Source organism: Burkholderia sp. SRS-25, assembly GCF_004343765.1.
GTDB classification, from domain to species: Bacteria; Pseudomonadota; Gammaproteobacteria; order Burkholderiales; family Burkholderiaceae; genus Burkholderia; species Burkholderia contaminans.
Genome location: NZ_PTXM01000003.1, coordinates 266,054 through 292,630, shown reverse-complemented (window position 1 = coordinate 292,630; position 26,577 = coordinate 266,054). Strand labels below are relative to the sequence as shown.

The 26,577-nt window shown below is 68.0% G+C and carries 28 protein-coding genes and 1 tRNA gene; 9 read left to right on the top strand and 20 right to left on the bottom strand.

Annotated features, from left to right (window positions below):
- The first annotated feature begins 167 nt into the window (after positions 1-167).
- The 3 genes from waaC to waaA are packed head-to-tail and all read left to right on the top strand — an operon-like array spanning position 168 to position 3,475.
- On the top strand, positions 168-1,163 hold the full coding sequence (waaC, locus tag C5O79_RS03990) for a lipopolysaccharide heptosyltransferase I (protein ID WP_122473643.1): 996 nt from the start codon (positions 168-170) through the stop codon (positions 1,161-1,163).
- Between the two features lie 34 nt (positions 1,164-1,197).
- A complete protein-coding gene (locus C5O79_RS03985) occupies positions 1,198-2,082 on the top strand; it encodes a Kdo hydroxylase family protein (protein WP_047850601.1) in 885 nt (294 codons plus the stop codon).
- A gap of 37 nt (positions 2,083-2,119) precedes the next feature.
- Positions 2,120-3,475, top strand: a complete 1,356-nt coding sequence (waaA, locus tag C5O79_RS03980) for a lipid IV(A) 3-deoxy-D-manno-octulosonic acid transferase (RefSeq protein WP_131931181.1) — start codon at positions 2,120-2,122, stop codon at positions 3,473-3,475.
- A gap of 63 nt (positions 3,476-3,538) precedes the next feature.
- Here the strand turns inward: waaA and ureG are convergent, their stop codons facing one another.
- The 16 genes from ureG to hemN form a co-directional block, all read right to left on the bottom strand.
- Positions 3,539-4,186, bottom strand: coding sequence for an urease accessory protein UreG (gene ureG, locus C5O79_RS03975; protein ID WP_046196649.1), 648 nt, complete (start codon positions 4,184-4,186; stop codon positions 3,539-3,541).
- A gap of 17 nt (positions 4,187-4,203) precedes the next feature.
- On the bottom strand, positions 4,204-4,884 hold the full coding sequence (locus C5O79_RS03970) for an urease accessory protein UreF (protein WP_047851117.1): 681 nt from the start codon (positions 4,882-4,884) through the stop codon (positions 4,204-4,206).
- The gene (gene ureE, locus C5O79_RS03965; RefSeq protein ID WP_131931179.1) at positions 4,871-5,491 is read right to left on the bottom strand and encodes an urease accessory protein UreE; all 621 of its coding nucleotides are present in this window, start codon (positions 5,489-5,491) and stop codon (positions 4,871-4,873) included. Before ureE ends, C5O79_RS03970 begins: the two co-directional genes overlap by 14 nt.
- A 22-nt stretch (positions 5,492-5,513) precedes the next feature.
- Positions 5,514-7,220 (bottom strand): urease subunit alpha, encoded by a 1,707-nt coding sequence (gene ureC / locus C5O79_RS03960; RefSeq protein WP_039367766.1) that lies wholly within the window; start codon positions 7,218-7,220, stop codon positions 5,514-5,516.
- Positions 7,221-7,249: 29 nt separating this feature from the next.
- On the bottom strand, positions 7,250-7,555 hold the full coding sequence (locus C5O79_RS03955; RefSeq protein WP_047850599.1) for an urease subunit beta: 306 nt from the start codon (positions 7,553-7,555) through the stop codon (positions 7,250-7,252).
- An 8-nt stretch (positions 7,556-7,563) separates the two neighbouring features.
- On the bottom strand, positions 7,564-7,866 hold the full coding sequence (ureA, locus tag C5O79_RS03950) for an urease subunit gamma (RefSeq protein ID WP_006406310.1): 303 nt from the start codon (positions 7,864-7,866) through the stop codon (positions 7,564-7,566).
- Between the two features lie 236 nt (positions 7,867-8,102).
- Positions 8,103-8,978: an urease accessory protein UreD gene (locus C5O79_RS03945; protein WP_131931177.1), complete on the bottom strand. Its 876-nt coding sequence runs from the start codon at positions 8,976-8,978 to the stop codon at positions 8,103-8,105.
- Between the two features lie 196 nt (positions 8,979-9,174).
- On the bottom strand, positions 9,175-9,867 hold the full coding sequence (gene urtE, locus C5O79_RS03940; protein ID WP_047851116.1) for an urea ABC transporter ATP-binding subunit UrtE: 693 nt from the start codon (positions 9,865-9,867) through the stop codon (positions 9,175-9,177).
- 4 nt (positions 9,868-9,871) lie between these two features.
- Positions 9,872-10,729: an urea ABC transporter ATP-binding protein UrtD gene (gene urtD, locus C5O79_RS03935; protein WP_047850597.1), complete on the bottom strand. Its 858-nt coding sequence runs from the start codon at positions 10,727-10,729 to the stop codon at positions 9,872-9,874.
- On the bottom strand, positions 10,726-11,913 hold the full coding sequence (gene urtC, locus C5O79_RS03930) for an urea ABC transporter permease subunit UrtC (RefSeq protein ID WP_122473646.1): 1,188 nt from the start codon (positions 11,911-11,913) through the stop codon (positions 10,726-10,728). Before urtC ends, urtD begins: the two co-directional genes overlap by 4 nt.
- A gap of 1 nt (position 11,914) precedes the next feature.
- The gene (gene urtB, locus C5O79_RS03925) at positions 11,915-13,534 is read right to left on the bottom strand and encodes an urea ABC transporter permease subunit UrtB (protein WP_122473647.1); all 1,620 of its coding nucleotides are present in this window, start codon (positions 13,532-13,534) and stop codon (positions 11,915-11,917) included.
- A gap of 149 nt (positions 13,535-13,683) precedes the next feature.
- Complete coding sequence (urtA, locus tag C5O79_RS03920) at positions 13,684-14,991, bottom strand: urea ABC transporter substrate-binding protein (protein WP_046545094.1); 1,308 nt, start codon at positions 14,989-14,991, stop codon at positions 13,684-13,686.
- A gap of 428 nt (positions 14,992-15,419) precedes the next feature.
- On the bottom strand, positions 15,420-15,743 hold the full coding sequence (locus C5O79_RS03915) for a rhodanese-like domain-containing protein (protein WP_011351193.1): 324 nt from the start codon (positions 15,741-15,743) through the stop codon (positions 15,420-15,422).
- A gap of 14 nt (positions 15,744-15,757) precedes the next feature.
- Complete coding sequence (locus C5O79_RS03910) at positions 15,758-16,411, bottom strand: protein-L-isoaspartate O-methyltransferase (protein WP_039367744.1); 654 nt, start codon at positions 16,409-16,411, stop codon at positions 15,758-15,760.
- 104 nt (positions 16,412-16,515) lie between these two features.
- Complete coding sequence (locus C5O79_RS03905) at positions 16,516-16,773, bottom strand: hypothetical protein (protein WP_006488573.1); 258 nt, start codon at positions 16,771-16,773, stop codon at positions 16,516-16,518.
- A 79-nt stretch (positions 16,774-16,852) separates the two neighbouring features.
- Entirely contained in the window at positions 16,853-18,244 is a 1,392-nt protein-coding gene (gene hemN / locus C5O79_RS03900; RefSeq protein WP_122473648.1) for an oxygen-independent coproporphyrinogen III oxidase, read from the bottom strand.
- A 172-nt stretch (positions 18,245-18,416) separates the two neighbouring features.
- Between hemN and C5O79_RS03895 the strand changes: the two genes are divergently transcribed.
- The 3 genes from C5O79_RS03895 (at position 18,417) to C5O79_RS03885 (ending at position 20,220) form a co-directional block, all read left to right on the top strand.
- Positions 18,417-18,731: a YkgJ family cysteine cluster protein gene (locus tag C5O79_RS03895; RefSeq protein WP_122474510.1), complete on the top strand. Its 315-nt coding sequence runs from the start codon at positions 18,417-18,419 to the stop codon at positions 18,729-18,731.
- The gene (locus C5O79_RS03890; RefSeq protein WP_122473649.1) at positions 18,728-19,309 is read left to right on the top strand and encodes a DUF1439 domain-containing protein; all 582 of its coding nucleotides are present in this window, start codon (positions 18,728-18,730) and stop codon (positions 19,307-19,309) included. The genes C5O79_RS03895 and C5O79_RS03890 overlap by 4 nt, the downstream gene beginning before the upstream one ends.
- A gap of 80 nt (positions 19,310-19,389) precedes the next feature.
- Positions 19,390-20,220 carry an undecaprenyl-diphosphate phosphatase gene (locus C5O79_RS03885; RefSeq protein WP_046545097.1) on the top strand — a complete coding sequence of 277 codons (831 nt, stop codon included), beginning with the start codon at positions 19,390-19,392 and terminating at the stop codon, positions 20,218-20,220.
- Between the two features lie 116 nt (positions 20,221-20,336).
- On the opposite strand, the gene trmB is transcribed toward C5O79_RS03885, so the two are convergent.
- Positions 20,337-21,104: a tRNA (guanosine(46)-N7)-methyltransferase TrmB gene (gene trmB / locus C5O79_RS03880; RefSeq protein WP_039367728.1), complete on the bottom strand. Its 768-nt coding sequence runs from the start codon at positions 21,102-21,104 to the stop codon at positions 20,337-20,339.
- A gap of 132 nt (positions 21,105-21,236) precedes the next feature.
- Positions 21,237-21,311: transfer RNA gene (locus C5O79_RS03875), tRNA-Gly, on the bottom strand.
- A 297-nt stretch (positions 21,312-21,608) separates the two neighbouring features.
- Between C5O79_RS03875 and C5O79_RS03870 the strand changes: the two genes are divergently transcribed.
- Both C5O79_RS03870 and C5O79_RS03865 read left to right on the top strand, forming a co-directional pair.
- Positions 21,609-21,953 (top strand): cupin domain-containing protein, encoded by a 345-nt coding sequence (locus tag C5O79_RS03870; RefSeq protein ID WP_014897840.1) that lies wholly within the window; start codon positions 21,609-21,611, stop codon positions 21,951-21,953.
- A 277-nt stretch (positions 21,954-22,230) separates the two neighbouring features.
- Positions 22,231-23,391, top strand: a complete 1,161-nt coding sequence (locus tag C5O79_RS03865; protein WP_122473650.1) for a mandelate racemase/muconate lactonizing enzyme family protein — start codon at positions 22,231-22,233, stop codon at positions 23,389-23,391.
- On the opposite strand, the gene C5O79_RS03860 is transcribed toward C5O79_RS03865, so the two are convergent.
- Positions 23,377-24,021 carry a LysE family transporter gene (locus tag C5O79_RS03860; protein WP_046545104.1) on the bottom strand — a complete coding sequence of 215 codons (645 nt, stop codon included), beginning with the start codon at positions 24,019-24,021 and terminating at the stop codon, positions 23,377-23,379. The two genes, C5O79_RS03865 and C5O79_RS03860, sit on opposite strands and share 15 nt — an antisense overlap.
- 78 nt (positions 24,022-24,099) lie before the next feature.
- Positions 24,100-25,029 carry a LysR substrate-binding domain-containing protein gene (locus C5O79_RS03855; protein WP_046546299.1) on the bottom strand — a complete coding sequence of 310 codons (930 nt, stop codon included), beginning with the start codon at positions 25,027-25,029 and terminating at the stop codon, positions 24,100-24,102.
- Positions 25,030-25,198: 169 nt separating this feature from the next.
- Between C5O79_RS03855 and C5O79_RS03850 the strand changes: the two genes are divergently transcribed.
- The gene (locus C5O79_RS03850) at positions 25,199-26,521 is read left to right on the top strand and encodes an MFS transporter (RefSeq protein WP_122473651.1); all 1,323 of its coding nucleotides are present in this window, start codon (positions 25,199-25,201) and stop codon (positions 26,519-26,521) included.
- Positions 26,522-26,577 lie beyond the last annotated feature (56 nt).

Below are 26,577 nucleotides of genomic sequence, written 5' to 3'. Positions count from 1 at the left end.
GGCCTGCGGGCCGCCACCGGCGCGACGGTGAGTCCGATCGTCGCGCCATCCCCGAAAAGCGGCGCGCGCCCCAGGCGCGCGGCCGCTTTTTGTCTGTCCGGCCCGTCGGCCGGGATAAAATCCCCCCTTTATGTCTGTCGCCGGCTGCCTGCCGGCGTTTTTTCAGCGTGCAAAAGATCCTGATCGTGCGCGTGTCGTCGCTGGGCGACGTCGTGCACAACATGCCGGTGATCGCCGATATCCGGCGCCGCCACCCCGATGCGCAGATCGACTGGCTCGTCGAGGAAAGCTTCGTCGACCTGGTCAAGCTCGTCGACGGCGTGCGCAACGTGCTGCCGTTCTCGCTGCGCCGCTGGCGCAAGAAGCCGTTCTCGGGCGCGACCTGGCGCGAGATCCGCGCGTTCCGCCAGCGCCTCGCGGCCGAGCAGTACGACCTCGTGATCGACTGCCAGGGCCTCATCAAGACGGCCTGGGTCGCGAGCTGGGCGCGCGGCCCGCTCGTCGGGCTCGGCAACCGCACCGACGGCGCCGGCTACGAGTGGCCCGTGCGCTTCTTCTATCGCAAGCGCGTGCCGATCGCGCCGCGCACGCACGTCGTCGAGCGCTCGCGGCAACTCGTCGCGGCCGCGCTGGGCGACCCGGCGCCGACGCCGGCCGATCCGGTCGACTTCGGCCTCGATACGCGCGCGGCGGCGCTCGCGGTGGCCGCGCTCGGCCTGAACCTGCCGGTGCCGTACGTGGTGTTCGTCCATGCGACGTCGCGTGCCGACAAGCAATGGCCGGACGCCGCATGGATCGAGCTCGGGCAGGCCCTCGTGCGGCGCGGCGCGTCGCTCGTGCTGCCGTGGGGCAACGACGCGGAGCGCGCGACCAGCGAGCGGCTGGCGAAGGAATTCGGTGCGGCGGCGATCGTGCCGCCGCGGCTGTCGCTGCCTGCCGTGGTCGGGCTGATCGACGGCGCGGCCGCCACCGTCGGGGTTGATACAGGTCTGGTTCACATCGCGGCCGCGCTGAAGCGTCCGACGGTCGAACTGTACAATTTCGCGACGGCCTGGCGCACCGGCGGCTACTGGTCGCCGAACGTCGTCAATCTCGGCACGGCGGGGCAACCCCCGTCGATCGCGCAGGTGAAGTCGGCGCTCGCGGACTTCGGTCTCCTGTAACGCTGACACACGCGCGAACCCACGCGAACCGACCATGAGCGAATCCCAGATCATCGAAGTCCCGTCCGCCGACTGGAGCGGACACAACCTGTCGGCGCCGCGCGAGCAGCTGCTGGCCGCTGTCGAGGAAGGCAAGGTGCTGTATTTCCCGCACCTGCGCTTCGCGATCGAAGGCGGCGAGGAAGCGCTGCTCGATCCGGCGCTCGCCGACCCGAAACGCAAGAACATCAGCCTCGCGCCGAACGGCGGCGCGCTCGCCGGCGTGCTCGGCGACAGCGTCACGCAGTCGGCGGTGCGCGCGCTCGTCGCGCGCTTCCAGCAGCAGGCCGGCACGCTCGTCGACGGCCTTTTTCCCGAATACCGCGGCAAGCTGCGCGTCGCCCCGACGAGCCTGCGGCTGATGCAGGTCGAGACGCGCCAGACGTCGTGGCGCAAGGACGACAGCCGGCTGCACGTCGACGCGTTCCCGTCGCGGCCCAACTACGGCGAGCGCATCCTGCGCGTGTTCACGAACGTGAACCCGGCCGGCGTGCCGCGCGTGTGGCGCGTCGGCGAGCCGTTCGAGGACGTCGCGAAGCGCTTCCTGCCGCACATCAAGCCGCAGTTGCCGGGCGCGGCGTGGCTGCTGAACCTGCTGCACGTGACGAAGTCGCCGCGCAGCGCGTACGACCACCTGATGCTGAACCTGCACGACAGCATGAAGGCCGATCTCGACTACCAGAAGACGAGCCCGCAGGAGACGATGCCGTTCCCGCCGGGCTGCGTGTGGATATGTTTCTCCGATCAGACTTCGCACGCTGTGATGTCCGGCCAGTTCATGCTCGAACAGACCTTCTTCCTGCCGGTCGACGCGATGGTTCGCCGCGAATGCGCGCCGCTCGGCATCCTCGAACGCCTGACGGGCAGGTCGCTGGTTTGAGCGCGCCACTTCTCCGTTGCAACACGAGGGTCGCCGCATGCTGAGGGTGATCTATCGCGCGCTGTGGTGGCTCGTCGCACCGATCGCCGTCATCCGGCTCTATGTGCGCTCGCGCAAGGAGCGCGGCTATCGCGAGCACATCGGCGAACGCTTCGGCCACGTGGCGGGCCGCTCGCGCGACGACCGTGCGCCGCTGATCTGGGTGCATGCGGTATCGGTCGGCGAGACGCGCGCGGCGCAGCCGCTGATCGACGCGCTGATGCACGCCCGACCCGATGCGCGCATCCTGCTCACGCACATGACGCCGAGCGGCCGTGCGACCGGCGAACAGATCTTCGGCGATCGCGTGCTGCGCTGCTACTTGCCGTACGACATGCCCGGCGCGGTGCGGCGTTTCCTGCGCGCGTGGCGGCCGACGCTCGGCCTCGTGATGGAAACCGAAGTGTGGCCGACGCTGATCGACGAGTGCCACCGTGCGGACGTGCCGCTGGTGCTGACCAATGCGCGCATGTCCGCGCGTTCGTTCCGGCGTGCATCGAAGTTCGGCGCGGCGACGCACGACGTGTTCGGCGGCTTCTCGTGCGTGCTCGCGCAGAGCCCGGCCGATGCGGAGCGGCTGACGTCGCTCGGTGCGCGCAACGTGACCGTGCTCGGCAACCTGAAGTTCGACATGACGACGCCGCCGGAACTCGCGGCGCGCGGCCATGCGTGGCGCGAGGCGATCGGCACGCGGCCCGTATGGGTGGCCGCGAGCACGCGCGAGAACGAGGAGGCGCTGGTGCTGCAGGCCTTCGCGGCCATGCGCACGCCAGGCGCGCTGCTGGTGCTCGTGCCGCGTCATCCGCAGCGTTTCGCCGAGGTCGAGGCGCTCGTCGAGCGCAGCGGGCTCAAGTGCGTGCGACGCTCGGTGTGGGCGGCAGACAAGGCCGCGCTCGCGTCTGGCCGGCCGGCTGCCGAGCCGCTGCCGGATGACGTGACGGTGCTGCTCGGCGATTCGATGGGCGAGCTCGGCGCGTATTACGCGGCGGCCGACATCGCGTTCATCGGCGGCAGCCTGTTGCCGCTCGGCGGCCAGAACCTGATCGAAGCGTGCGCGGTCGGCGTACCCGTGCTGATCGGCAAGCACGTGTTCAACTTCACGCAGGCGACCGCCGACGCGGTCGCGGCTGGCGCTGCGCTGCAGGTCGAGGATCCGCTCGATCTCGCGCACGTGCTCGATGCGCTGTTCGCCGACAAGGCGCGGCGTATCGCCATGGGCGCGGCCGGCGCCGCATTCGCGTCGCGTCACCGCGGCGCGACCGCGCGCACGGTCGACGTGCTCGCGGCGCTGCTACCGCCCGCCGAACGCGGTGTGCGCGCACTGCAGGACGCGCAGGACCCTTCCGACGACTAGGCGAAGGCGGCGCCATGCCGCCGGGAGCATGCGCGGCGGCACCGTATGGCGCCGCTGCGCCGCTCAGACCGTCAGCAAACCCTTCTTCTCGATGAACGCGATCACGTCCGCGACGCCTTCGAGCGCCTTCAGGTTCGTCATCACGTAAGGCCGCTCGCCGCGCATCTTCTTCGTGTCGGACGCCATCACGTCGAGGTTCGCGCCGACCAGCGGCGCGAGATCCGTCTTGTTGATCACGAGCAGGTCGGACTTCGTGATGCCGGGGCCGCCCTTGCGCGGAATCTTCTCGCCGCCCGCGACGTCGATCACGTAGATCGTCAGGTCCGACAACTCGGGGCTGAAGGTCGCCGCGAGATTGTCGCCGCCCGATTCGATGAACACGATGTCGGCATCGGGAAAGCGCGACAGCATCCGGTCGACGGCTTCGAGGTTGATCGACGCGTCCTCGCGAATCGCCGTGTGCGGGCAGCCGCCCGTCTCGACGCCCATGATGCGTTCCTCGGGCAGCGCGCCCGCGACCGTCAGCAACCGCTGGTCCTCCTTCGTATAGATGTCGTTGGTGATCGCGACGAGGTCGTATTTGTCGCGCATCGCCTTGCACAGCATTTCGAGCAGCGTGGTCTTGCCGGAGCCGACGGGGCCGCCGATGCCGACGCGCAGCGGCGGCAGTTTCTTCGTGCGGCGGGCGGAGGAGGGAGCAGGTGCGTTCATGGCGGGTAGCGTCGGGTTCAGGAGCGGAACAACCGCGAATACTGGGTTTCGTGCCGCGCGGACAGGATGCCGAGCTGCGGCGCGAACGTGTTGACGGCATCGGGCGGCGTCGCGAGCGCGCGGCGCACGGCCGCGTCGATCGCACCGCGCAGCGCGACGATGATGCGTTGCCCGGCGAGCTGGCCGAGCGGCACGGCCTTCAGCGCGGCGGACGTCTGGTTCTCGACCCAGCCGAATGCATAAGCGGCGAGCACGGCATCGGCGCTTGCGTCGTGCGCGGTGGCCGCGTATGCGAATGCGGTGGGCAGCGCGATCGGCGCAATCGCCGCGAGCGTCGCGCGGCGCGCGGCATCGCCCCATTCGAGCGACGCGCAGAGCTGCGCGAGCGACCAGCCCATCTGTTCGGTCTCGCGGCGCAGTTCCGCCGATTCGCGGCTCGCGATGAACCACGCGTTCTCGGCGGCGAGCGCCGACGCGTCGTGCGCGTGCCAGCGCGCGAGCTGGTGAGCGAGGAACGGCAGCTCGCCGTGCGCGAGCACGTCGGTCAGGCCGCTCGCGATCCAGTCGCGCGCGGTATCCGCGTCGTGGATCAGGTTCGCGTCGAGCGCCGCTTCGAGCCCCTGCGAATAGCTGAACGCGCCGATCGGCAGCGCCGGCGACGCGAGGTGCAGCAGCGCGACGAGTTCAGTGGTGGTCATGGCCGTGGTGGCCGTGCGTGCAGCCGGGACCATGTTGATGATCGTGATCGTGATCGTGATCGTGATCGTGCGAATGCGAATGCGAATGGCCGTGATGCTCGCCGAACACCTGCTGCGCGAGTGCGTAATCCTCGGCGAACGTCGCATCGTGCCCGTGCTTGTGGCCGCCGCCGTACGCGCCGGCTTCCGGCTGGAACGGTGCGAGGGTCTCCTCGACCTGCGTGCCGAGGCGGCGCAGCATGTCCGCGAGCACCGGGTCGGCTTCGAGCTTCAGGTAGCCGTCGCCTATCTCGACTGGCGTGTGACGGTTGCCGAGGTGGTACGCCGCGCGCATCAGCGTGAGCGGATCGGCCGCGCTCACGCGCAGCACGGTCTCGGGTGCCGCGGCAATGCGCACGAGTGCGCCGTCGTCGGCGACGAGCACGTCGCCGTCGCGCAGGATCGTGCCGCGCGGCAGCAGGACCGCGACGTCCTCGCCGGTGTCGAGCGTCGCCGCGAGGCGGCTCTTGCAGCGGGCGTCGTAGGCGAGCGTGAGCGTCGGCGCGCGCGCGACGAGCGACGCGGCGAGTTTCACGTTCGGGGCAATGCGTTTGTCGAGGGTGCGCATGAATCGAAAACCGGCAATCGGATCAGAACAGGAAATAGCGCTGCGCCATCGGCAGCACCGTGGCCGGTTCGCAGGTGAGCAACTGGCCGTCGGCGATCACGTCGTACGTTTCGGGGTCGACGCTGATCGACGGGCGCCACGCGTTGTGGATCATGTCGGCCTTCGTCACGTTGCGGCAGTTGCGCACCGGCACAATCCGCTTTGCGAGCCCGTAGCGTTCCGCGATGCCCGCATCGGCGGCCATCTGCGACACGAAGGTCAGCGACGTGCGCGCGAGCGCACCGCCGCGGGTGGCGAACATCTCGCGATAGTGGACCGGCTGCGGCGTCGGGATCGACGCGTTCGGGTCGCCCATCTGCGCCATCGCGATCATCCCGCCCTTCAGGATCATCGACGGCTTGATCCCGAAGAACGCGGGTTCCCACAGCACGAGGTCGGCCCACTTGCCCGGCTCGATCGAGCCGACTTCATGCGCGATGCCGTGCGTGAGCGCCGGGTTGATCGTGTACTTCGCGACGTAGCGCTTCGCGCGGAAGTTGTCGTTGCGCGTGCTGTCTTCCGGCAGTGCGCCGCGCTGCACCTTCATCTTGTGCGCGGTCTGCCAGGTGCGGATGATCACTTCGCCGACGCGGCCCATCGCCTGCGAATCGGACGACAGCATCGACAGCGCGCCGAGATCGTGCAGGATGTCCTCGGCCGCGATCGTCTCCCGGCGAATGCGCGATTCGGCGAACGCGAGATCCTCGGCGATCGACGGATCGAGGTGATGGCACACCATCAGCATGTCGAGGTGCTCGTCGAGCGTGTTGATCGTGTACGGACGCGTCGGGTTGGTCGACGACGGCAGCACGTTCATCTCGCCGCACACCTTCAGGATGTCCGGCGCATGGCCGCCGCCCGCGCCTTCGGTGTGGTACGTGTGGATCGTGCGGCCCTTGAACGCGGCGACCGTCGATTCGACGAAGCCGCCTTCGTTCAGCGTATCGGTGTGGATCGCGACCTGCGTGTCGGTGTCGTCGGCGACGGACAGACAGTTGTCGATCGCCGCGGGCGTCGTGCCCCAGTCCTCGTGCAGCTTCAGCCCGATCGCGCCGGCCGCGATCTGCTCGACGAGCGGCTGCGGCAGGCTCGCATTGCCCTTGCCGAGGAAGCCGAGGTTGATCGGCCAGCCGTCGGCGGCCTGCAGCATCCGCTCCATGTGCCACGGGCCCGGCGTGCAGGTCGTCGCGTTGGTGCCGGTGGCCGGCCCCGTGCCGCCGCCGAGCATCGTCGTGACGCCCGACGCGAGCGCCTCGTCGATCTGCTGCGGGCTGATGAAGTGGATGTGCGTGTCGATGCCGCCGGCCGTCACGATCAGTCCTTCGCCGGCGATCACTTCGGTCGCCGCGCCGATCGCGATCGTCACGCCCGGTTGAATGTCGGGGTTGCCGGCCTTGCCGATCGCGGCGATGCGGCCGTGCTTGATCGCAATGTCGGCCTTCACGATGCCCCAGTGATCGAGGATCACCGCGTTCGTGATGATCGTGTCGGGCACGTCGGCAGCCACGCGCTGCGACTGGCCCATCCCGTCGCGGATCACTTTCCCGCCGCCGAATTTCACTTCCTCGCCGTAGGTCGTGTAGTCGCGTTCGATCTCGATCAGCAGTTCGGTATCGGCGAGCCGGACGCGGTCGCCCGTCGTCGGCCCGAACATTTCCGCGTACGCGCGGCGGCTCAAGCGTAGTGTCATGTTGCTGTTCCTGAAGAGCGGGGCGCGGCTTACAGCGGCCCCATCACCTTGCCCTGAAAACCGTAGACGGCGCGTTCGCCGGCCAGCTCGACGAGCTCGACGGTGCGTGTCTGGCCCGGCTCGAAGCGCACGGCCGTGCCGGCCGCGATGTTGAGCCGGAAGCCGCGTGCGGCCGCGCGATCGAACGACAGCGCGTCGTTGACTTCGAAGAAGTGGTAGTGCGAGCCGACCTGCACCGGGCGGTCGCCGGTGTTCGCGACGACGAGCGTCAGCGTCGCGCGGCCCGCGTTCAGTTCGTGTTCGCCGTCGTCGGTGAGGATTTCGCCGGGGATCATGCGGGGCCTCACGGAATCGGGTGATGGACGGTCACGAGCTTCGTGCCGTCGGGGAAGGTCGCCTCGACCTGGATGTCGGGGATCATCTCCGGCACGCCGTCCATCACGTCGTCGCGCGTGAGCAGCGTCGTGCCGTAATGCATCACTTCGGCGACCGTCTTGCCGTCGCGCGCGGCTTCCATCAGCGCGGCGGTGATGAAGGCGACCGCCTCGGGATAATTGAGCTTCAGGCCGCGTGCGCGACGGCGCTCGGCCAGCAGCGCCGCCGTGAAGATCAGCAGCTTGTCCTTCTCGCGGGGAGTCAGTTTCATGAAGGAAAACGTTCAGGAAAACGTAATTTTTATCGGTGCGTGCGCAACGGGGTGAACGCGCGGTTCATCGTAGCACCGCGCTGTTTTGCGTGCGTCGTGTATCGGTTATGTAAGGAGCAAGGCGCGTGCCATGTGCATGAAACGCAGCGCGATGCGCAATCGTGGTGCGGAATGCATGGACAGCGTGCAGCGGCCGCCGCGACGCTGCGCCGAAACGGTGCGTGGCGCGGCCGCGCTCAGGTTTGCCAGAGGCGCAGCGGCCGTGCGTCGACGGCGTGCACGATCGGCCGCAGATGCAGCCAGCACTCGGTGAAGTGCCGTTGCAGCGCTTCCATCGACGTCGACAGCGCGCGAACCAGCACGACGCCCGGCGTCACGCAGGTCGCGCCCGCGCGTAGCGTGCCATCGAACGGCATCCGCGCGGCGAGCGATTCGGCGAGCCCGGCGTCGCACGCGGCGCCGGCGGCCCACAGCGTGCCGTACGCGGGAAAACCGGCGAGACCCTGCAGCGCGCCGCGCAGCGGGTCGTGTGCATCGAGCAGCGCGCGTTCGGTCCACAGCGGCCGGCCGTCGGCATAGACGAGCGCCGAAGTCGACGCGATGCGGCCCGCCGACCAGGTTTCGCCGGCCGCCTGTCGACCGAGCTGAGACGCGTCCCAGCCGATCGCGCTGGCGCCCGCGCCGAGCTTGACCGTGAAATCGAGCGAAGCATGCGCCGAGTCGAAGAACAGGTTGTTCTGCGGCAGCCAGTCGAGCTTCGCGTGCTCGCCGACCGTGATGCCGATGCGCTGTGTCGCGTCCAGTCCGTTCGACTTGTACCACTTGGTCGCGCCGGGCGTCGTCAGCACCGCGTGCGTGTCGTCGCCGAGCGCGATGTCGATGTCGAGCCGGTCGCCGCCCGCGACGCCGCCCGGCGGGTGAACGATCACCGCGTGGCAGATCGCGTCGCCTTCCGGATACAGCGGCCGCTGCACGCGCAGCGGGCCGTCGTGGAGCCGGTGCGCGAGCGTCGTGCGCGCGCCGTGCCGCTCGAAGCCGAGTTCGAGGCGGCCGCGCCACGACTTGGCGGCGGCAGGGCGGGACAGCGGGGCATGGGAATCTGGGGCGGACATCGGCGGGAAACAGGGGGCGAGCGCGTAGAACGAGGATGCTACCGCAACAATATACGCTTCGATACCCGCGTTCCAGGACGTGGCAACGCCGGGTCTCGGACCGTACCGCTGACGCCGGTGTGAACCCAACATGCGCTGATCGGCGAGGTGCCGGATCGATGGCCGGAAGCGACGCCGCCCCGAGCCGCCTGTCCCGCTACACCGCGATCAGCTCGCGCACGCCGTTCGCTTCCATCTCGTGCGCGTCGCCGCCCGCGACGATCTCGCCGCGGCTCATTACCCAGTAGCGGTCGGCGATCGATTGGGCGAAGTCGTAATACTGCTCGACGAGCAGCACGGTCATCTTCGATTCGTCGACGAGCTGGCGCAGCGTGCGGCCGATGTCCTGGATGATCGACGGCTGAATGCCTTCGGTCGGCTCGTCGAGGATCAGCAACTGCGGTTCGCTCATCAGTGCGCGGCCGATCGCGAGTTGCTGCTGCTGGCCGCCCGACAGGTCGCCGCCGCGTCGCGCGCGCATGTCCTTCAGCACCGGGAACAGGTCGTAGATGCGGTCGGGCACCTTCGACGGCGCCTTGCGGCTCGCCGCGCCGACGAGCAGGTTCTCCTCGACGGTCAGCCGCGGAAAGATGTCGCGGCCCTGCGGCACGTAGGCGAGCCCGGCCGCGACGCGCGCATACGGCGGCATCGCGCCGAGCGCCGTGCCGCGCCACGACACGCTGCCGCTCTTCGCGGCGACGACGCCCATCAGGCAGCGCAGCAGCGTGCTCTTGCCGACGCCGTTGCGGCCGAGCAGCACGGTGAGCTTGCCGTCGTCGGCGGCGAGGCTCACGTTGCGCAGGATGTGGCTGCCGCCGTAGTACTGGTTCAGTGCATCGATCTTCAGCATCGCATCATCGTCCAAGGTAAGACTCGATCACCGCGTCGTCGCGCTTGACCTGGTCGAGCGTGCCTTGCGCGAGCACCGCGCCTTCGGCCATCACCGTCACGCGGCCGGTGTCGCCCGCGAGCGCCGCGACGAATTCCATGTCGTGCTCGACGACCATCATCGAACAGGTGCCGCGCAACGTGTTCAGCAGCTCGGCGAGTTCCATCGTCTCGTGGTCGGTCATGCCGGCCGCGGGCTCGTCGAGCAGCAGCAGCGCGGGGCGCTGCATCAGCAGCATGCCGATCTCGAGCCGCTGCTTCTGCCCGTGCGACAGTTCGCCTGCCGCGCGAAAGGCCTGGCTTTCGAGGCCGATCAGCGCGAGCGTCTCCTCGATCTTCGCCTGCGCGGTGCGGTCGAGCCGCGCGCGCAGCGATGCGAGCCAGCCCTTGTCGGTCTGCATCGCGAGTTCGAGGTTCTCCCACACCGGATGCTGTTCGAACACGGTCGGCTTCTGGAACTTGCGGCCGATGCCCGCGCGTGCGATCTCGGGCTCGTTCATCCGCGCGAGGTCGATCGTCTGCCCGAGAAACACCTTGCCCGCGTCGGGGCGTGTCTTGCCGGTGATCACATCCATCATCGTCGTCTTGCCTGCGCCGTTCGGGCCGATCACGCAGCGCAGCTCGCCCGCGTCGATCGCGAGCGACAGCTTCTTCAGCGCGCGGAAGCCGTCGAAGCTCACCTCGATATCCTCGAGGTAGAGAATCGTGCCGTGCGACGTGTCGATGCCGGGCGGCACCACGCGCCCCATCGACGCGGTGCCGCTGACGGCCAGCCCTTCGTCCTCGGGCGGCGGCGTGAATTGGTAGAGGGCCGTTCCGTTCATGCGCGTTTCCCCTTCGCGAGCACGGTTTCGACGAGGCCCATGATCCCGCGCGGCAGCAGCAGCGGCACGAGCACGAAGATCAGGCCGAGGAAGAACAGCCAGTATTCGGCGAAGTACGCGGTAAACAGGCTCTTCGCGCCGTTCACCGCGAACGCGCCGACGATCGGCCCGATCAGCGTGCCGCGCCCGCCCACCGCGACCCAGATCGCCATCTCGATCGAGTTGCCGGGCGACATCTCGCCGGGGTTGATGATGCCGACCTGCGGCACGTACAGCGCGCCCGCGATGCCGCACAGCACGGCCGACACGGTCCATACGAACAGCTTGTACGCGAGCGGGCTGTAGCCGAGGAACATCAGCCGCGTCTCGCCGTCGCGCACCGCGGTGACGACGCGCCCGAGCTTGCTGGTGACGATCGCGCGCGCGGCGATGAACGCGAGCACGAGCGTCGCGAACGTCAGCAGCAACAGCACCGTGCGGGTGCCGGGCGACGTGATCGCGAAGCCCGCGATGCGCTTGAAGTCGGTGAAGCCGTTGTTGCCGCCGAAGCCTGTCTCGTTGCGATAGAACAGCAGCATCGCGGCGAACGTCATGGCCTGTGTGATGATCGACAGGTACACGCCCTTCACGCGCGAGCGGAACGTGAAGAAGCCGAACACCCATGCGAGCACGGCCGGTACGAGCACGACGAGCGCGAGCGCCCACGCGAGATGCTGCGTGCCGCTCCAGTACCACGGCAACTGGTGCCAGTCGAGGAACACCATGAAGTCGGGCAGGTCGCTGCCGTACTTGCCGTCGCGGCCGATCTCGCGCATCAGGTACATGCCGATCGCATAGCCGCCGAGCGCGAAGAACAGCCCGTGGCCGAGGCTCAGGATCCCGCAGTAGCCCCAGACGAGATCGAGCGCGAGCGCGGCGATCGCGTAGCACATCAGCTTGCCGGTGAGCGTCATCGCGTACGCGGACAGATGGAACGCGCTCGACTCGGGCGCGACGAGCGCGGCGAGCGGCACGCCGATGCCGATTGCGATGCACAGCGCGATCAGCGCGAGCCATGCGCGCCGCGACAGCAGCGCGGGGCGGGGCGGCAGGCCAAGTGCGAAGCGCTCTTCCGCGCGTGCGGCGGCAGCGGGCGTCGGCGCATCGGCGGCCGGGTTGGGCAACGAGTGAGTGAATGAAGTCACGTCAAGCCTCCGCACTGCGGCCCTTCGGGGCGAACATGCCCTGCGGACGTTTCTGGATGAACAGCACGATCATCACCAGCACCGCGATCTTCGCGAGCACGGCGCCCCAGAACGGCTCGATCGCCTTGCTCGCGAGGCCGAGCCCGAAGCCGCCGAGCACGGTGCCGGCGATTTGCCCGACGCCGCCGAGCACGACCGCCATGAACGAATCGATGATGTAGTTCTGGCCGAGGTCGGGGCCCACGTTGCCGATCTGCGACAGCGCGCAGCCGCCGAGGCCCGCGATGCCCGCGCCGAACGCGAATGCATACGCGTCGACGCGCGCGGTCTTCACGCCGACGCACGCGGCCATCCGGCGGTTCTGCGTGACGGCGCGCACGAAGAGGCCGAGCCGCGTCTTCGTCAGCACGGCCCATGCGACGAATACGACTGCGAGAGCGAAGGCGAGGATCGCGAGCCGGTTGTACGGCAGGATCAGGTTCTGCATCACGGTCACGCCGCCGCTCATCCACGACGGGTTCACGACCTGTACGTTCTGCGCGCCGAACAGCATCCGCGTCGCCTGGATCAGGATCAGGCTCACGCCGAAGGTGGCGAGCAACGTTTCGAGCGGGCGGCCGTACAGGTGCCGCAGCACGAGCCGTTCGAGCACGATCCCGACGAGCGCGGCCGTCACGAACGACACCGGCACCGCGACGAGCGGATACCAGTCGAACGCACCGGGCGCATAGCGCTGGATCAGCGTCTGCACGACATAGGTTGCGTACGCACCGATCATCAGGAATTCGCCGTGCGCCATGTTGATCACGCCGATCAGCCCGTACGTGATCGCGAGGCCAAGCGCGGCGAGCAGCAGCACGCTGCCGAGCGACAGTCCGGCGAACAGCGTGCCGACAATTTCGCCGCGGCGCTGCAGCGAATGCAGTGCGTCGAGACCTTGCTGCGCGGCGTCGCGCACGCGTGTATCGGGCTCCGCGTAGCTGCTGTCGGCGTTCTTCGCGACGAGCGGGCGCAGCTGTTCGATCATGTCGAGATCGTGGCGCGCGGCCACCACCTGCACGGCTTCGAGACGCTTCGCCGGATCGGCATCGTGCAGCGCGGCGATCGCCCACAACGCGTCGAGGCGGCGCTTCAGCGCGGGATCGGTTTCCTTTGCACGCGCGCGGTCGATCATCGGCTTGAGCGCCGGATCGGGTGATTTCAGTAGCGCATCGATCGCGTCGCGGCGGGCGGCGACGTCGGGCGACGCGAGCGCGAGCCCCGACAGCGCGCCCGTGATCTTCGTGCGCAGCAGGTTGTTCAGCATCACGGGCTGCGCGTCGCCGGCCGGCGTCGCGGCCTGCGTGAGCGCATCGTGCGCGGTGTCGCCGGTCTGGATCAGCAGGCGGCCGTCACCGGTCGCGAGCGCGTCGCCGGTCGACAGTGCGTTGAGCACCGCGACGGCGCGCGGATCGGAGTCGGCGGCGAGCCGTTCGATCGCGGCCGTCTTCGCGTCGAAGTCGTCGCCGGCGAGCGCTGCGGTATCGGTAGCCGTCAGCGCGAACGCGGCGTGCGGCAGCCCGCCCGCGAGGGCGGCGCACGCGACGATCGCGACGGCGGCTCGGCGAAAGCGTGTAGGCATCGGGAAATCCTGTCGGGCGTGGGAAAGCGGATGCGTGCGGCGATGCGCGGGCGCGTGCGGTTCATCACGGCGAGCGCGGCCCGCGCAGCGGGTTCGGCATCGGCGTGCGAGCGGTACGTCGCGCGTGATACGCGACGTACCGCCCTGCATCAGGCGAGCGCCGCGCGCTGCCGGCGCAGGAAGGCCGGGATCGACGTGACGATGTCCGGCTTGCCCTGGTTGCCCGCGATGAACGGGCTCCACGGTTGCGCGCGCACCGCGGTCTTGGTCTTCCACACCACGTTGAACTGCCCGTCGCCGCGAATTTCGCCGATCATCACCGGCTTGTGCAGGTGATGGTTGCCGTCCATCGCGAGCGTGAAGCCCGACGGCGCGGCGACGGTCTGGCCGATCATCGCGACGCGCACCTTGTCGACGTCGGTGCTCTTCGCCTTCTCGACGGCCTGCTTCCACATGTGGATGCCGACGTAGGTCGCTTCCATCGGGTCGTTGGTCACGCGCTTCGCGCCGCCCGGCAGGTTGTTCGCCTTCACCCACGCGGCGAACTGGTCCTTGAACTTCGTGTTGGTCGGGTTCTTCACCGACATGAAGTAATTCCACGCGGCGAGGTGGCCGACGAGCGGCTTCGTGTCGATCCCGCGCAGCTCTTCCTCGCCGACCGAGAACGCGACGACCGGCACGTCGGTCGCCTTGATCCCCTGGTTGCCGAGCTCCTTGTAGAACGGCACGTTCGAGTCGCCGTTGATCGTCGAGATCACGGTCGTCTTGCCGCCCTGCGAGAAGTTCTTGATGTTCGCGACGATGGTCTGATAGTCGCTATGGCCGAACGGCGTGTAGACCTCCTGAATATCCGCGTCCTTCACGCCCTTCGATTTCAGGAACGCGCGCAGGATCTTGTTGGTCGTGCGCGGATACACGTAGTCGGTACCGAGCAGGAAGAAGCGCTTCGCACCGCCGCCTTCCGCGCTCATCAGGTACTCGACGGCCGGGATCGCCTGCTGGTTGGGCGCCGCGCCCGTGTAGAACACGTTGCGCGACATTTCCTCGCCTTCGTACTGCACCGGGTAGTAGAGCAGCCCGTTCAGTTCCTCGAACACCGGCAGCACCGATTTGCGCGACACCGACGTCCAGCAGCCGAACACGCACGCGACCTTGTCCTGCGTGAGCAGCTGACGCGCCTTCTCCGCGAACAGCGGCCAGTTCGACGCGGGATCGACCACCACGGGCTCGAGCTTGCGGCCCATCACGCCGCCGCTCTTGTTGATGTCGGCGATCGTCATCAGCGCGGTATCCTTCAGCGACGTCTCCGAGATCGCCATCGTGCCCGACAGCGAGTGCAGGATGCCGACCTTGATCGGGCCGGTGCCCGCGTCGGCCGCGTGTACGAACGGGCTCTTGCCCGCGAGCGCGAGTGCGCCGGCCATCGAACCGAACTTCAACAGACTGCGACGTTTCATCGGGTTCCCCTTGACGTGTTGGATATGCGTGCGCCTCGAAGGCGTCGGCCAACGAGTAACGCAAGGCATGTGCCAGTCGTGCGAATGCACGTCCGGCGTGCCTGCGCGGGGTGGTGCGGGGCGTCGTGACGGTGCGGATGACGCGTCGTGCAGCATGCGCGGTCCGTCGCGGTGCAGGTTCACGGGCGCAAATGGTGCACGGTCGGGGTTCCCCGTTCCGGTGCCTGGACCGGAACGCGATCGGGGAACCGTCGTGCACCACGACTTCACATCACGCGGGGAGGGCGGGCGCAGCGCAGTGCCGTCGAAGTGATGAACCGGCGCGGAAAAGAGAAACGGGCACGCGATGCGTGCCCGTTCGGGGAATCAGTGCGGCCGGCGGCAGGGCGCCGGTCGGCGAGGCGGCGCGTGATGCGCCGCGGGCAGGATCAGTAACGCGGCACGGACGGATCGACGTCGCGCGACCACGCGTCGATCCCGCCTTGCAGGTTGTACAGCTTCGTGAAGCCGCGCGATTCGAGGAACATCGCGACCTGCGCGCTGCGCATCCCGTGATGGCACACGCAGACGATTTCCGCTTCGTCGTCGAGCTCCTCGCTGCGCGCGGGAATCTGCTGCATCGGGATCGACACGCTGCCGGCGATGTGCGCGGTCGCGATTTCCCACGGTTCGCGCACGTCGAGCACGACCGGCGCGGGGCGCGCCTTGTCGCCGAGCCATTCCGCGAGCATCGCGGCCGTCAGGATCTGCATGGGGGCTCCGCGGCTCAGAACTTGAAGCGCGACGGCTCGATCGCGTTGACGAGGTGGTCGATGTACGTTTCGAACACGTCGGCGACGCGGTACTGCTTGTCGTCGATGCGCGTGATGATCTGCGCCTTCATCACCGGACGGCCGCCGACGAATGCCGCGAGGCGGCCACCGACCTTCAGCTGTTCGAGCATTTCCTGCGGCACGACGGGCAGGCCGCCCGCGACGCAGATCACGTCATACGGCGCCTTGCCGGCCCAGCCGCGCGAACCGTCGCCGAGCACGACTTCCGCGTTGGTCACGCCGTCGTTGCGCAGGTTGTCTTCCGCGAACTTCGCGTTGGTCGGGTCGATCTCGACGGCCGTCACGTGCTGCGCCCGGTGCGCGAACAGCGCGGCCAGGTAGCCCGAGCCGGCGCCGATCACGAGCACGTTCTCGTGCTTCTTGACCGTCAGCTCCTGCAGCACGCGCGCTTCGACGCGCGGGAACAGCATCTTGCCGCCACCTGGCAGCGGCAGTTCGAGGTCGGCGAATGCGAGATCGCGGTATTCGGCCTGAACGTAGTTTTCACGCTTGACGATCGACAGCAGGCCCAGGACGTCGAGATCCAGCACGTCCCACGGCCGGATCTGTTGTTCGATCATGTTGAAACGCGCGTTTTCGATATTCATGGTGTGGTCACGCAGCCTGGTCGGCCATCAGCGGGGATAGAGAAACTTCGTGATTGTACCAAACGGGGCGGCCGCGAAGCCTTCAGGCGGCCTGCAACAGACCTTTACCCCTTGCTCTTCTTGATCTGCGCCTCGAACGCGAGGTCGAGCTTGCTCGCCTTGCGCGGCTTTTTGGGGCCGAATTCGTCGACGAACTTGACGAACTCGTCGAGCGGCAGCGGCTCGCAGCGCTTTTCGGCGGTGCCGCCGGAGCGGTCGACGAGATAGAACAGGCCGCCCGCCATCGCGACGGCCGCGAATTGCGGGTTGCCGGAGCGGGTCTTCAGGCGTTCGACCGCGTGGGTCGCTTTGGTGGTGCGCATCGTGCGGATTCTGGCGGAGCGTAAGCCCCACACTGTATCAAACCGGCCGCCCGCGTGCGGCCGGCCGGGCACGTCGGGCTCAGACCGTGCGCGAGTAGCGCTGCTGCGGCGTCTGGCCGAGATACGCGTCGAATGCCATCGCGATGTTGCGCACGACCATCCGGCCGGCCGGATGGATCGTCAGGCGGTCGGCCGCGATCGTCAGCAGCCCGTCGCGCTCGAACGGGCGCAGCGCGTCGAGTTCGCGCGCGAAATGATCGGCGAAGCGGATGCCGTGCGCGGCCTCGACGTGCGAGAACGGCAGGTCGAGGTTGCACATCAGTTGCGTGATCACGTCGCGGCGCAGCCGGTCGTCGGGCGTGAGCCGCACGCCGCGCGCGATCGGCAGCCGGCCCGCGTCGAGCGCGGCGCCGTAGGCGGGCAGGTCCTTCGCGTTCTGCGCGTAGACGTCGCCGACCTTGCCGATCGACGACACGCCGAACCCGACGAGATCGGTATCCGCGCGCGTGCTGTAGCCCTGGAAATTGCGCTGCAGCGTGCCGCTGCGCTGCGCCCGCACGAGTTCGTCGGACGGCCGCGCGAAGTGGTCCATCCCGATGTACACGTAACCGGCCGACGTCAGCATGTCGATCGCGAGGCCGAGCAGCGCGATGCGCGTTTCCGGCGGCGGCAGCGCCGCGTCGTCGATCTGCCGCTGCATCTTGAACAGGTGCGGCATGTGCGCGTAGCCGAACACCGACAGCCGGTCGGGGGCGAGTTCGATGATCGTTTCCAGCGTGCGCGCGAACACGGAGACGGTCTGGTGCGGCAGCCCGTAGATCAGGTCGACGCTCACCGAATGAAAGCCCGTCGCGCGCGCGGCGCAGAGCAGGTCGGCCGTCATCGCCAGCGGCTGGATGCGGTTGATCGCCTGCTGCACGACCGGATCGAAATCCTGCACGCCGAGGCTCAGCCGGTTGAAGCCGATGTTGCGCAGGTGGACGAGCGTCGCGGGCGTGACCGTACGCGGGTCGATCTCGATCGAGAACTCGGCTTCGGCGTCCGGCGCGAGCGCGAAGTGCTCGCGGGTGGCCGCCATCAGCTCGGCCGTTTCATCGTCGGACAGGAAGGTGGGCGTGCCGCCGCCCCAGTGCAGCTGCGTGACCGGCCGCGCGGGATCGAACAGCGCGGCCTGCAGTGCCATCTCGCGCTTGAGCTGGTCGAGATACGGGCGCGCGCGGCGGTGGTTGTTGGTCGCGATCTTGTTGCAGCCGCAGTAGAAGCACGCGGTGTTGCAGAACGGGATGTGGAAGTACAGCGACAGCTCGCTCGACGATGCGCCGGGGTCGCTTGCCGCGCGGACATAGTCGGTCGGGTCGAAATCGTCGCGGAACTGCAGCGCGGTGGGATACGACGTATAGCGCGGCCCGTTCGCGCCGTATTTCGCGAGCAAATCGGGACGGAACAATGTGTCGGCAGAACCGGAACGCATGATGATCTCGCGCTTTTTAGATGCTTTCGAGTATATAAACGCGCGATTCGGCTGCATTGTGTAATAACGTCGCAGCCGGCGATGGCACAATGCGGGGTGGGGCTGCCGGCACCGCGTCCGGTTGCCGCACCGTTTTTTGTTGTTCGTTCGAGAGAGCCGAGTGTCCGTCGAATTGCCTGTCTGCCCGGCGTCAGCCGTCCCGCCGCCGCATGCGTGCCGCGAGGGCTGCGGTGCGTGCTGCATCGCGCCGTCGATTTCCAGCCCGATTCCTGGCATGCCCGACGGCAAGCCCGCTGGTGTGCGCTGCGTGCAGCTCGGCGACGATCTGCGCTGCCGGATCTTCGGCCGCCCCGAGCGGCCCGCGTGCTGTTCCGGGCTGCAGCCGGCCGCGGACATGTGCGGCGCGTCGCGCGGCGACGCGCTCGCGTGGCTCACGCGTCTCGAGGCCGCGACGCGGCCGTCGCAACCAGGAGAGTGTTCAGCATGACCGCATCTTGCGCGCCCGGCCGGCGCCGTTTTCTCGCCGCAACCGTCGGCGCCATCGGCGTGACGCTCTCGCTTGCCGCGTGCGCGTCGACGTTCCCGTTCATCCCCGATCACTACACGTTTTCGCGCGGTGACGTGCAGAAAGCCGTCGCGCGCAAGTTCCCGTACCAGAAGACGGTCGCGCAGGTCGTCGACGTGTCGCTCGCGAACCCGGCCGTCAACCTGCTGCCCGACCAGAACCGCGTGGCCGTGCAGCTCGACGCGCACTTCGTGAGCCCGTTCCTGCGCGCGCCCGTCAGCGGCAAGTTCACCGTGTCGGGCCAGCTGGCTTACGACGCGCCGAGCCGCTCGGTCGTGCTGAGGTCGCCGGCCGTCGACAGCCTCGCGCTCGACGGCGACGCGCAGATGTACGCGCAGCAGGTCGGCGCGGCCGCCGGCCTGCTCGCGACGCAGTTGCTGACCAACTATCCGATCTACACGTTCAAGCCCGAACAACTGCAATTTGCCGGGGTGAACTACGAACCCGGTACAATTACGATTCTTACAAACGGCATACGCGTGGTGATCGTCGAAAAATGACGACGAACCGCGCTCGGCCGGAGGGGGCCGCGCGCGGAAGAGTGGCCCATTCATTCGACCATTTCGGAGTTGGGCCACGGATGGACTGGATCCTGATCTGCAAGGCTTTGATCCTCGGCGTCGTCGAGGGGCTGACGGAATTCCTGCCGGTGTCGAGCACCGGTCACCTGATCGTCGCGGGCAGCTTCCTGAATTTCAACGATTCGCACGCGAAGACGTTCGACGTCGTGATCCAGTTCGGCGCGATCCTCGCGGTCTGCTGGGAATACCGGCAACGGATCGCGTCCATCGTGTCCGGGCTGCCGAGCCGGCCCGACGCGCGGCGCTTCACGCTGAACGTCGTGATCGCGACGATTCCCGCCATTGCGCTCGGCCTCCTGTTCGAGAAGAAGATCAAGGCCGTGCTGTTCTCGCCGGTCCCCGTTGCGTTCGCGCTCGTCGTGGGCGGCGCGATCATTCTGTGGGCCGAGGCGCGGCAGCGCGAGCGCAGCGAGCCGCCGCGCGTGGTGTCGGTCGATGCGCTGACGCCGCTCGATGCGTTGAAGGTCGGCATCGCGCAGTGTTTTGCGCTGATTCCCGGCATGTCGCGCTCGGGCTCGACGATCATCGGCGGGATGCTGTTCGGCCTCGACCGGCGCGTGGCCACCGAATTCTCGTTTTTCCTCGCGATCCCGATCATCTTCGGCGCGACGCTCTATGAAACCGTCAAGGACTGGCAGGCGTTCACCGTCGATTCGCTCGGCCTGTTCGCGCTCGGGCTCGTCGCGGCTTTCGTCAGCGCGTTCGTGTGCGTGCGCTGGCTGCTGCGCTACGTCGCGACGCACGACTTCACGGTGTTCGCGTGGTACCGGATCGCGTTCGGGCTGTTCGTGCTGCTGGTCGGGTACAGCGGCTGGCTGAACTGGGCGTGACGCGAACACGAAGGCCGGCGCGCCTCGCATGAAAAGAAAAAGCCCGATCGGCGTAGGCCGGTCGGGCTTTTTCTTGTCCGGAGCAGGGCGGCGTGCGCCCGACTCGGCGGGAGGGCTCAGCCTGCGCGCTTGCGGAACACCAGGTCCCACACGCCGTGGCCGAGCCGCAGCCCGCGCCGTTCGAACTTCGTCACCGGGCGGTAGTCGGGGCGCGGCGCGTAGTCGGCGGCCGTGTTTTCGAGCGTCGGCTCCGCGCCGAGCACTTCGAGCATCTGTTCCGCGTAGTTCTGCCAGTCGGTCGCGCAGTGGATGTACGCGCCGGGCTTCAGGCGCGACGCAAGATGCGCGACGAGCGGCGGCTGGATCAGCCGGCGCTTGTGGTGGCGCGCCTTGTGCCACGGATCGGGGAAGAAGATGTGCACGCCGTCGAGGCTTTCCGGCGCGAGCATGTGCTCGAGCACTTCGACCGCGTCGTGCTGGATGATGCGGATGTTCGACAGATCCTGCTCGCCGATCAGCTTCAGCAGCGCGCCGACGCCCGGTTCGTGCACCTCGACGCCGAGGAAGTCGTCGCCAGGGCGGTTCGCGGCGATTTCCGCGGTCGATGCGCCCATGCCGAAGCCGATCTCGAGGATGCGCGGTGCGCTGCGGCCGAACACCGCGTTCCAGTCGGGCAACTCCGGCGCATACGGCACCACGAAGCGCGGGCCGAGTTCGTCCATCGCGCGGCGCTGGCCGGTCGATACGCGGCCGGCGCGCGTCACGAAGCTGCGGATGCGGCGGTGGTGCAGCGGATTGACTGCGTCGGCGCCTTCGGCGGCTTCGTCAGGAATGGCGTCGTCGTGCGGCGGCAGGCCGGCTTCGTTCGGATCGTCGTGCATCATCGGTGACAGAGAAAGGCTCGGTTGCGGGCGAGGGCCCGTTGCGCAGCAGTGCGCCGGGGGAACCGGCACATGGTACAAAAAAGCCGCCTTCGACGAGGCGGCTCATGCGCAGGCTGCGATGCAGCCGGAAAGTGGAGCGGGCGATGGGAATCGAACCCACGTCATCAGCTTGGGAAGCTGAGGTAATGGCCATTATACGACGCCCGCAGAACGCGCAATTCTACAGGCTTTGGCCGAGATGTGGCAAGTGGGCTTGTTTGGGGTGGTGGCTTCGAAGCCGGCAACCCTCGACGGAGGTGGGGTGGCGCCACCGGGAACGGTCGTCAACCAGGATCGACCGGCATCGGCCGTCCGCGCAACGCGGAGTCGACTAAGCGGGGCAATCTGCCTGCTCGCAAGCCCGTGTCGAAAATAGACGAGTCCGCGTCGGAAGCATACAAGTCCCCGCGATGCTTTCGAACTAACGTGACAGGCCTCTCATACGATCGTCAGTCTGGAGCCGACATGTCCGATTTCATCACCGTTCTGCGCAAAACCTGCCCGACCCCGGTCCTCGATGCGACCAAGTGGAAGCGCATCGGCGGCGATCCGCACACCGTGAACCTGAACGCCTATCTCTCGAAGGATGGCAGCAAGATCATGGGCACCTGGATCTGCACGCCGGGCAAGTTCGAGGTGAACTACGAAAAATGGGAGTACTGCCACTTCCTCGACGGCTACTGCATCATCACGCCGGAAGGCGAGGAGGCGGTGCACCTGAAGGCCGGCGACGTGTTCGTGATCGAACCCGGCATGAAAGGCACGTGGGAAGTGGTGGAAACGGTGCGCAAGTACTTCGTCTTTGCCTGAGCGGGCCGGTCGATTCCTTTCACGCATACCTGCGTCGCCCGAACCCTTCCCGGTTCCCGGAGCCGGGAGGGCAAGCGGATGATTCCGGCTCAATAGAACGCGTTCCGGATCGGAATTCCGCGCTCACGCAACTGCTGCGGCACGATCGTCCGCCACGGTGACGCTCGCCTGCAGCCTGCGGCGACAGCGCCTATGATGCAGCGGTCCGCCCATCGTGCCGGCCGCATCGCGTATTTCGTGCGGCAGCGCCTCGGTCGTCACCTTCGGAACCCCGACCATGCGCATCACCGCGATCCACGAACGATCGATTCCCGTGTCCCGCTATGCCGATCCGGCGATCCCGTCCGGCGGCCTGACGACGAGTGTCGTCGCGGTCACCACCGACGTCGTGCGCGATGGCCACCCGGTGACGGGCTACGGCTACGCATCGGTAGGCCGTTTCGCGCAGGGCGGCCTGATTCGCGAACGGTTCGCGCCGCGCCTGTTGGCCGCTGCAGATACGCTTGCCGACGAATCCGGCACGAACCTCGACCCGTTCCGCGCATGGCGCGCGATGATGGCCGGCGAAAAGCCGGGTGGGCACGGCGAACGATGCGTCGCAATCGGCACGCTCGACATGGCGATCTGGGATGCCGCCGCGAAGATTGCCGACTTGCCGCTCCATCGCTTTCTCGCTGACCGACTTGAACGCACGGCGGCATCACGCGTGCGCGTCTATGCGGGCGGCGGCTACCGCTATCCGCATGACGATCTCGCGCGGCTGTCGGACGAGATGCGCCGCATCGCCGATCTCGGCTACACGCACGCGAAGATCAAGATCGGCGGCGCGGATCTCGGCCAGGACAGCAGGCGCATCGAAGCGGCCGCAAGGCAATTGGCGGACAGTTCGCATCTCGCGGTCGATGCGATGAACACGTACGACGCGACGACCGTCGACGCCGCTGCCGCGATGCTCGCGCCGTTCGACCTCTGGTGGTTCGAGGACATCTGCGATCCGCTCGACCTGCCGCTGCAGGCGGATCTCGCCACGCGCTACGCACCGCCGATCGCGGCCGGCGAAGCGCTGTTCTCGCTCGCGGAAGCGAAGCTGCTCGACCGCTACGGCGGTTTGCGCCCCGATCGCGACGTGCTGGTGTTCGATCCGGTGCATGGCTACGGGCTGCCGGGCTATCTGCAGATCGTCGAGCACTTTGCATCGCGCGGCTGGCGGCGCGACGCATTCTGGCCGCACGGCGGACACCTGTTCTCGCTGCATGTCGTCGCGGCGCTTGGGCTCGGCGGCGCGGAAGTCAATCCGTTCGCGTTCCGTCCGTTCAGCGGACTGGCTGATGGCGTGAGTGTCGACGCCGGATACGCGCGGGTACCGCAGGCACCCGGCATCGGCTTCGAGCTGCATGCGGGCGCGCACGATGTGTTTCGCTCGTTATCGCGCCGCTGACGCCTGAAGCGCGTCGATCGCGAAACGCACCGCGAAGCCGAGCATCATCACCGCGACGAAGCAATCGAGCACGCGCCATGCCAGCGTACGGGCGAACCATGCGCGGCACGCGCGCGCGCCATAGGCGAGCATGAGGAACCACGCGAGCGAAGCCGTCATCGCGCCGATCGCAAACGGCGCGCGCGCGGCCGGCGTGTGACTCACGATGACGGTACCGAGCAGCAGCACGGTATCGATCCACGCATACGGATTCAGCAGCGAGACGGCGGCGGTCGCGAGCACCGTGCGCGCACGCGTGGGTTCGCTGCCCGTACGCGGACCGTCGACGTGCCCGGGCTGTCGTCGCCGGATCGCCGAGCGTAGCGCGAGCAGGCCATAGCCGGCGAGATACGCGATGCCGGCCCACAGTGCGGCCGACACCACGCCGGGATGTCGCGACAGCAACGACGACAATCCCTGCGCGCCGAGCATGATCAGCAGCGCGTCGCTGCCTGCGCAGACGACGGCGATGGAAAGCAGATGGGGGCTCGAGATCGAGCGCTTGATGACGAAAGCGTCCTTGGGGCCGACGGACGTGAACAGTCCGGCGCCAAGCAGCAGGCCTTCGATGAAGGCAGAGGTGTCGAGCACGAGCGGGCCGACAACCTCTTAAGCTGAACCGGTGATGGTTACGATGAACGAAACCTTAAGGGGCGCCCGAGGGCATTGTCAATGCCGTTTCGGGCGCCCGGCCGCCCACTCGGGCCGCTGCCCGAGCGTGTCGAACAGCCGGACGATCTCCGCTTTCACCTTCTGCACCGCGTTGCTGACGAGCGCCGTATCGTGCCAGCACAGCGACAGGTCGCGCGCGAACAGCCGGTGCGCGACCGTCGACAGCTTGAGCTTGCGCTCCTCGATTTCGACGTGCGCGGCCGTCCACGGCAGGATCGTCACGCCGAGCTGCGCCATCACGGCCGCGAACAGCAGCCCGGTCGAGCTCGCCTCGAAGCTGATCTCGTATGACAGCCCGGCCTCGCGCATCGCCCAGTCGACGCGGTTGCGGATCGTGTTCGGCGCGCTCGGCAGCACGAGCGGCATCCGCGCGATCGCGTCGAGCGGCACGGGATCGTCCGGCACCGGGAACCCGGGCCACGTGATCAGGTACAGCGTTTCCGTCAGCAGCCGGTGGACCGCGATGCCGCGCGTGCCGACCGCGTCGACGACGATCGCGAGATCGAGCCGCGTGCGTTCGAGCAGCGTGTCGAGATCGGCGCTCGGCGCCTCGATCAGCTCCAGCATGATGCCCGGGTAGCGGTCGCGCACCGCGCGGGCGAGCGGGATGGCCAGCACGCGCGCGGTGCTCGACGGCATCCCGACCGTCACGCGGCCCTGCGGCGTGTCGGCGTCGCGGCGCAGCAACTCGCGCGTGCCGTCGGCCTGGCGCAGCAGCTCGAGCGCGTGCTGGTACAGCGTGCGGCCGGCGGCGGTCGGCGCGACGCCGCGCACGCTGCGTTCGAGCAGTTGCATCCCGAGATCCTGTTCGAGATTGCGCATCTGCTGGCTGACCGCCGGCTGCGCGACATGCAGCGCCTCGCTCGCATGCGTGACGTTGCCGCATTCGACGACCTTCACGAAATAGCGCAACTGTCTCAAGTCCATCGCCGCCCCTCCCGATTCGAGCCATAAGCGAATCCGATCGAGCGAGATGAATATCATATTTTTCTCCGATCGATGCTGTTTCTATACTCGTCTCACAAAAGAGCCAGCCGCCCGGCCATCCCGGACCGGACGCGGCACAAGCGCCGGCACTGCCGGCAAGGAGACGAAGATGTTCAAGGCGATCGACGCGCCGGCGGCCGGCGCGAAGCCGCGGCGCACGCCGCTCACGCGCGAGCAGGTCAAGGGCTTCTGGGCCGTGTATGCGGGCTGGGTGCTCGACGGCGTGGATTCGGTGATCTACGCGCTGGTGCTGATTCCCGCGTTGACCGAGTTGCTGCCGGCATCCGGCATTGCGGCGACGCCCGCGAATCTCGGGATGTACGGCTCGATCCTGTTCGCGCTGTTCCTGATCGGCTGGGGGCTGTCGTTCATCTGGGGGCCGCTCGCCGACCGCTTCGGTCGTGTGCGCACGCTCGCCGCGAGCATCCTGATCTACTCGGTGTTCACCGGCGCGGCCGCGTTCGTGCACGACGTGTGGGCGCTGGCCGCGTGCCGGCTGATTGCGGGGATCGGCGTCGGCGGCGAATGGGCGCTCGCGGGCACCTACGTCGCCGAAAGCTGGCCGGAAGACCGCCGCAAGATGGGCGCCGGCTACCTGCAGACGGGCTACTACTTCGGCTTCTTCATCGCGGCGTGCCTGAACTACACGATCGGCGCGACCTACGGCTGGCGCGCGATGTTCCTGTGCGGGCTCGCGCCCGCGCTGCTCGCGGTGTTCACCGTGATGCGCGTGAAGGAGCCCGGCCAGTGGCGCCGGCATGACGCACGCGACGGCGACGTGGCCGACGCGCGTTGCGCCCATCCGCTGCGCGAGATCTTCGCGCCGGCCTTCCTGCGCCGCACGCTGACGAGCGCGAGCCTCGTCGGCGTCGCGATCGTCGGGCTGTGGGCCGGTTCCGTGTACGAGGCGAGCGCGGTCAGCACGCTGGCGGCACGTGCGGGCATCGACCACATCGGCGCGATGCGGCTTGCATCGATCGGCGCGGCAATCCTGTCGTGTGCGACGATCGCCGGCTGTCTGGTTGCGCCCTGGCTGTCCGAACGGCTCGGCCGGCGCACCGCGCTCGGCGTGTATTTCGCGGGCATGGCCGCATCGATCGTGTTCGCGTTCGGCTGGGCGTTCTACCAGCCGAACGGGCTCGCGGCGTTCATGGTGTCGCTCGCGTTCCTCGGCTTCTTCGGCGGCAATTTCGCGATTTTCTCGCTCTGGCTGCCCGAGCAGTACCCGACGCGCGTGCGGGCCACCGCGTTCGCGTTCAACGCGTCGGTCGGCCGCTTCATCGGCGCGGGCGTGAACTTCCTGCTCGGCGCCGCGATACACGGCTACGGATCGCTCGGCGTGCCGGTCGCATGGACCGCGGCCGTGTTCGGGCTCGGCATCCTGATCCTGCCGTTCGCGGTCGAAACACGTCACCAGACGCTGCCCGAATGAGCGGCACGTCGCCGTTGTCCGAAAACACGCCATACCTCGTCATCAATATCAGGAGT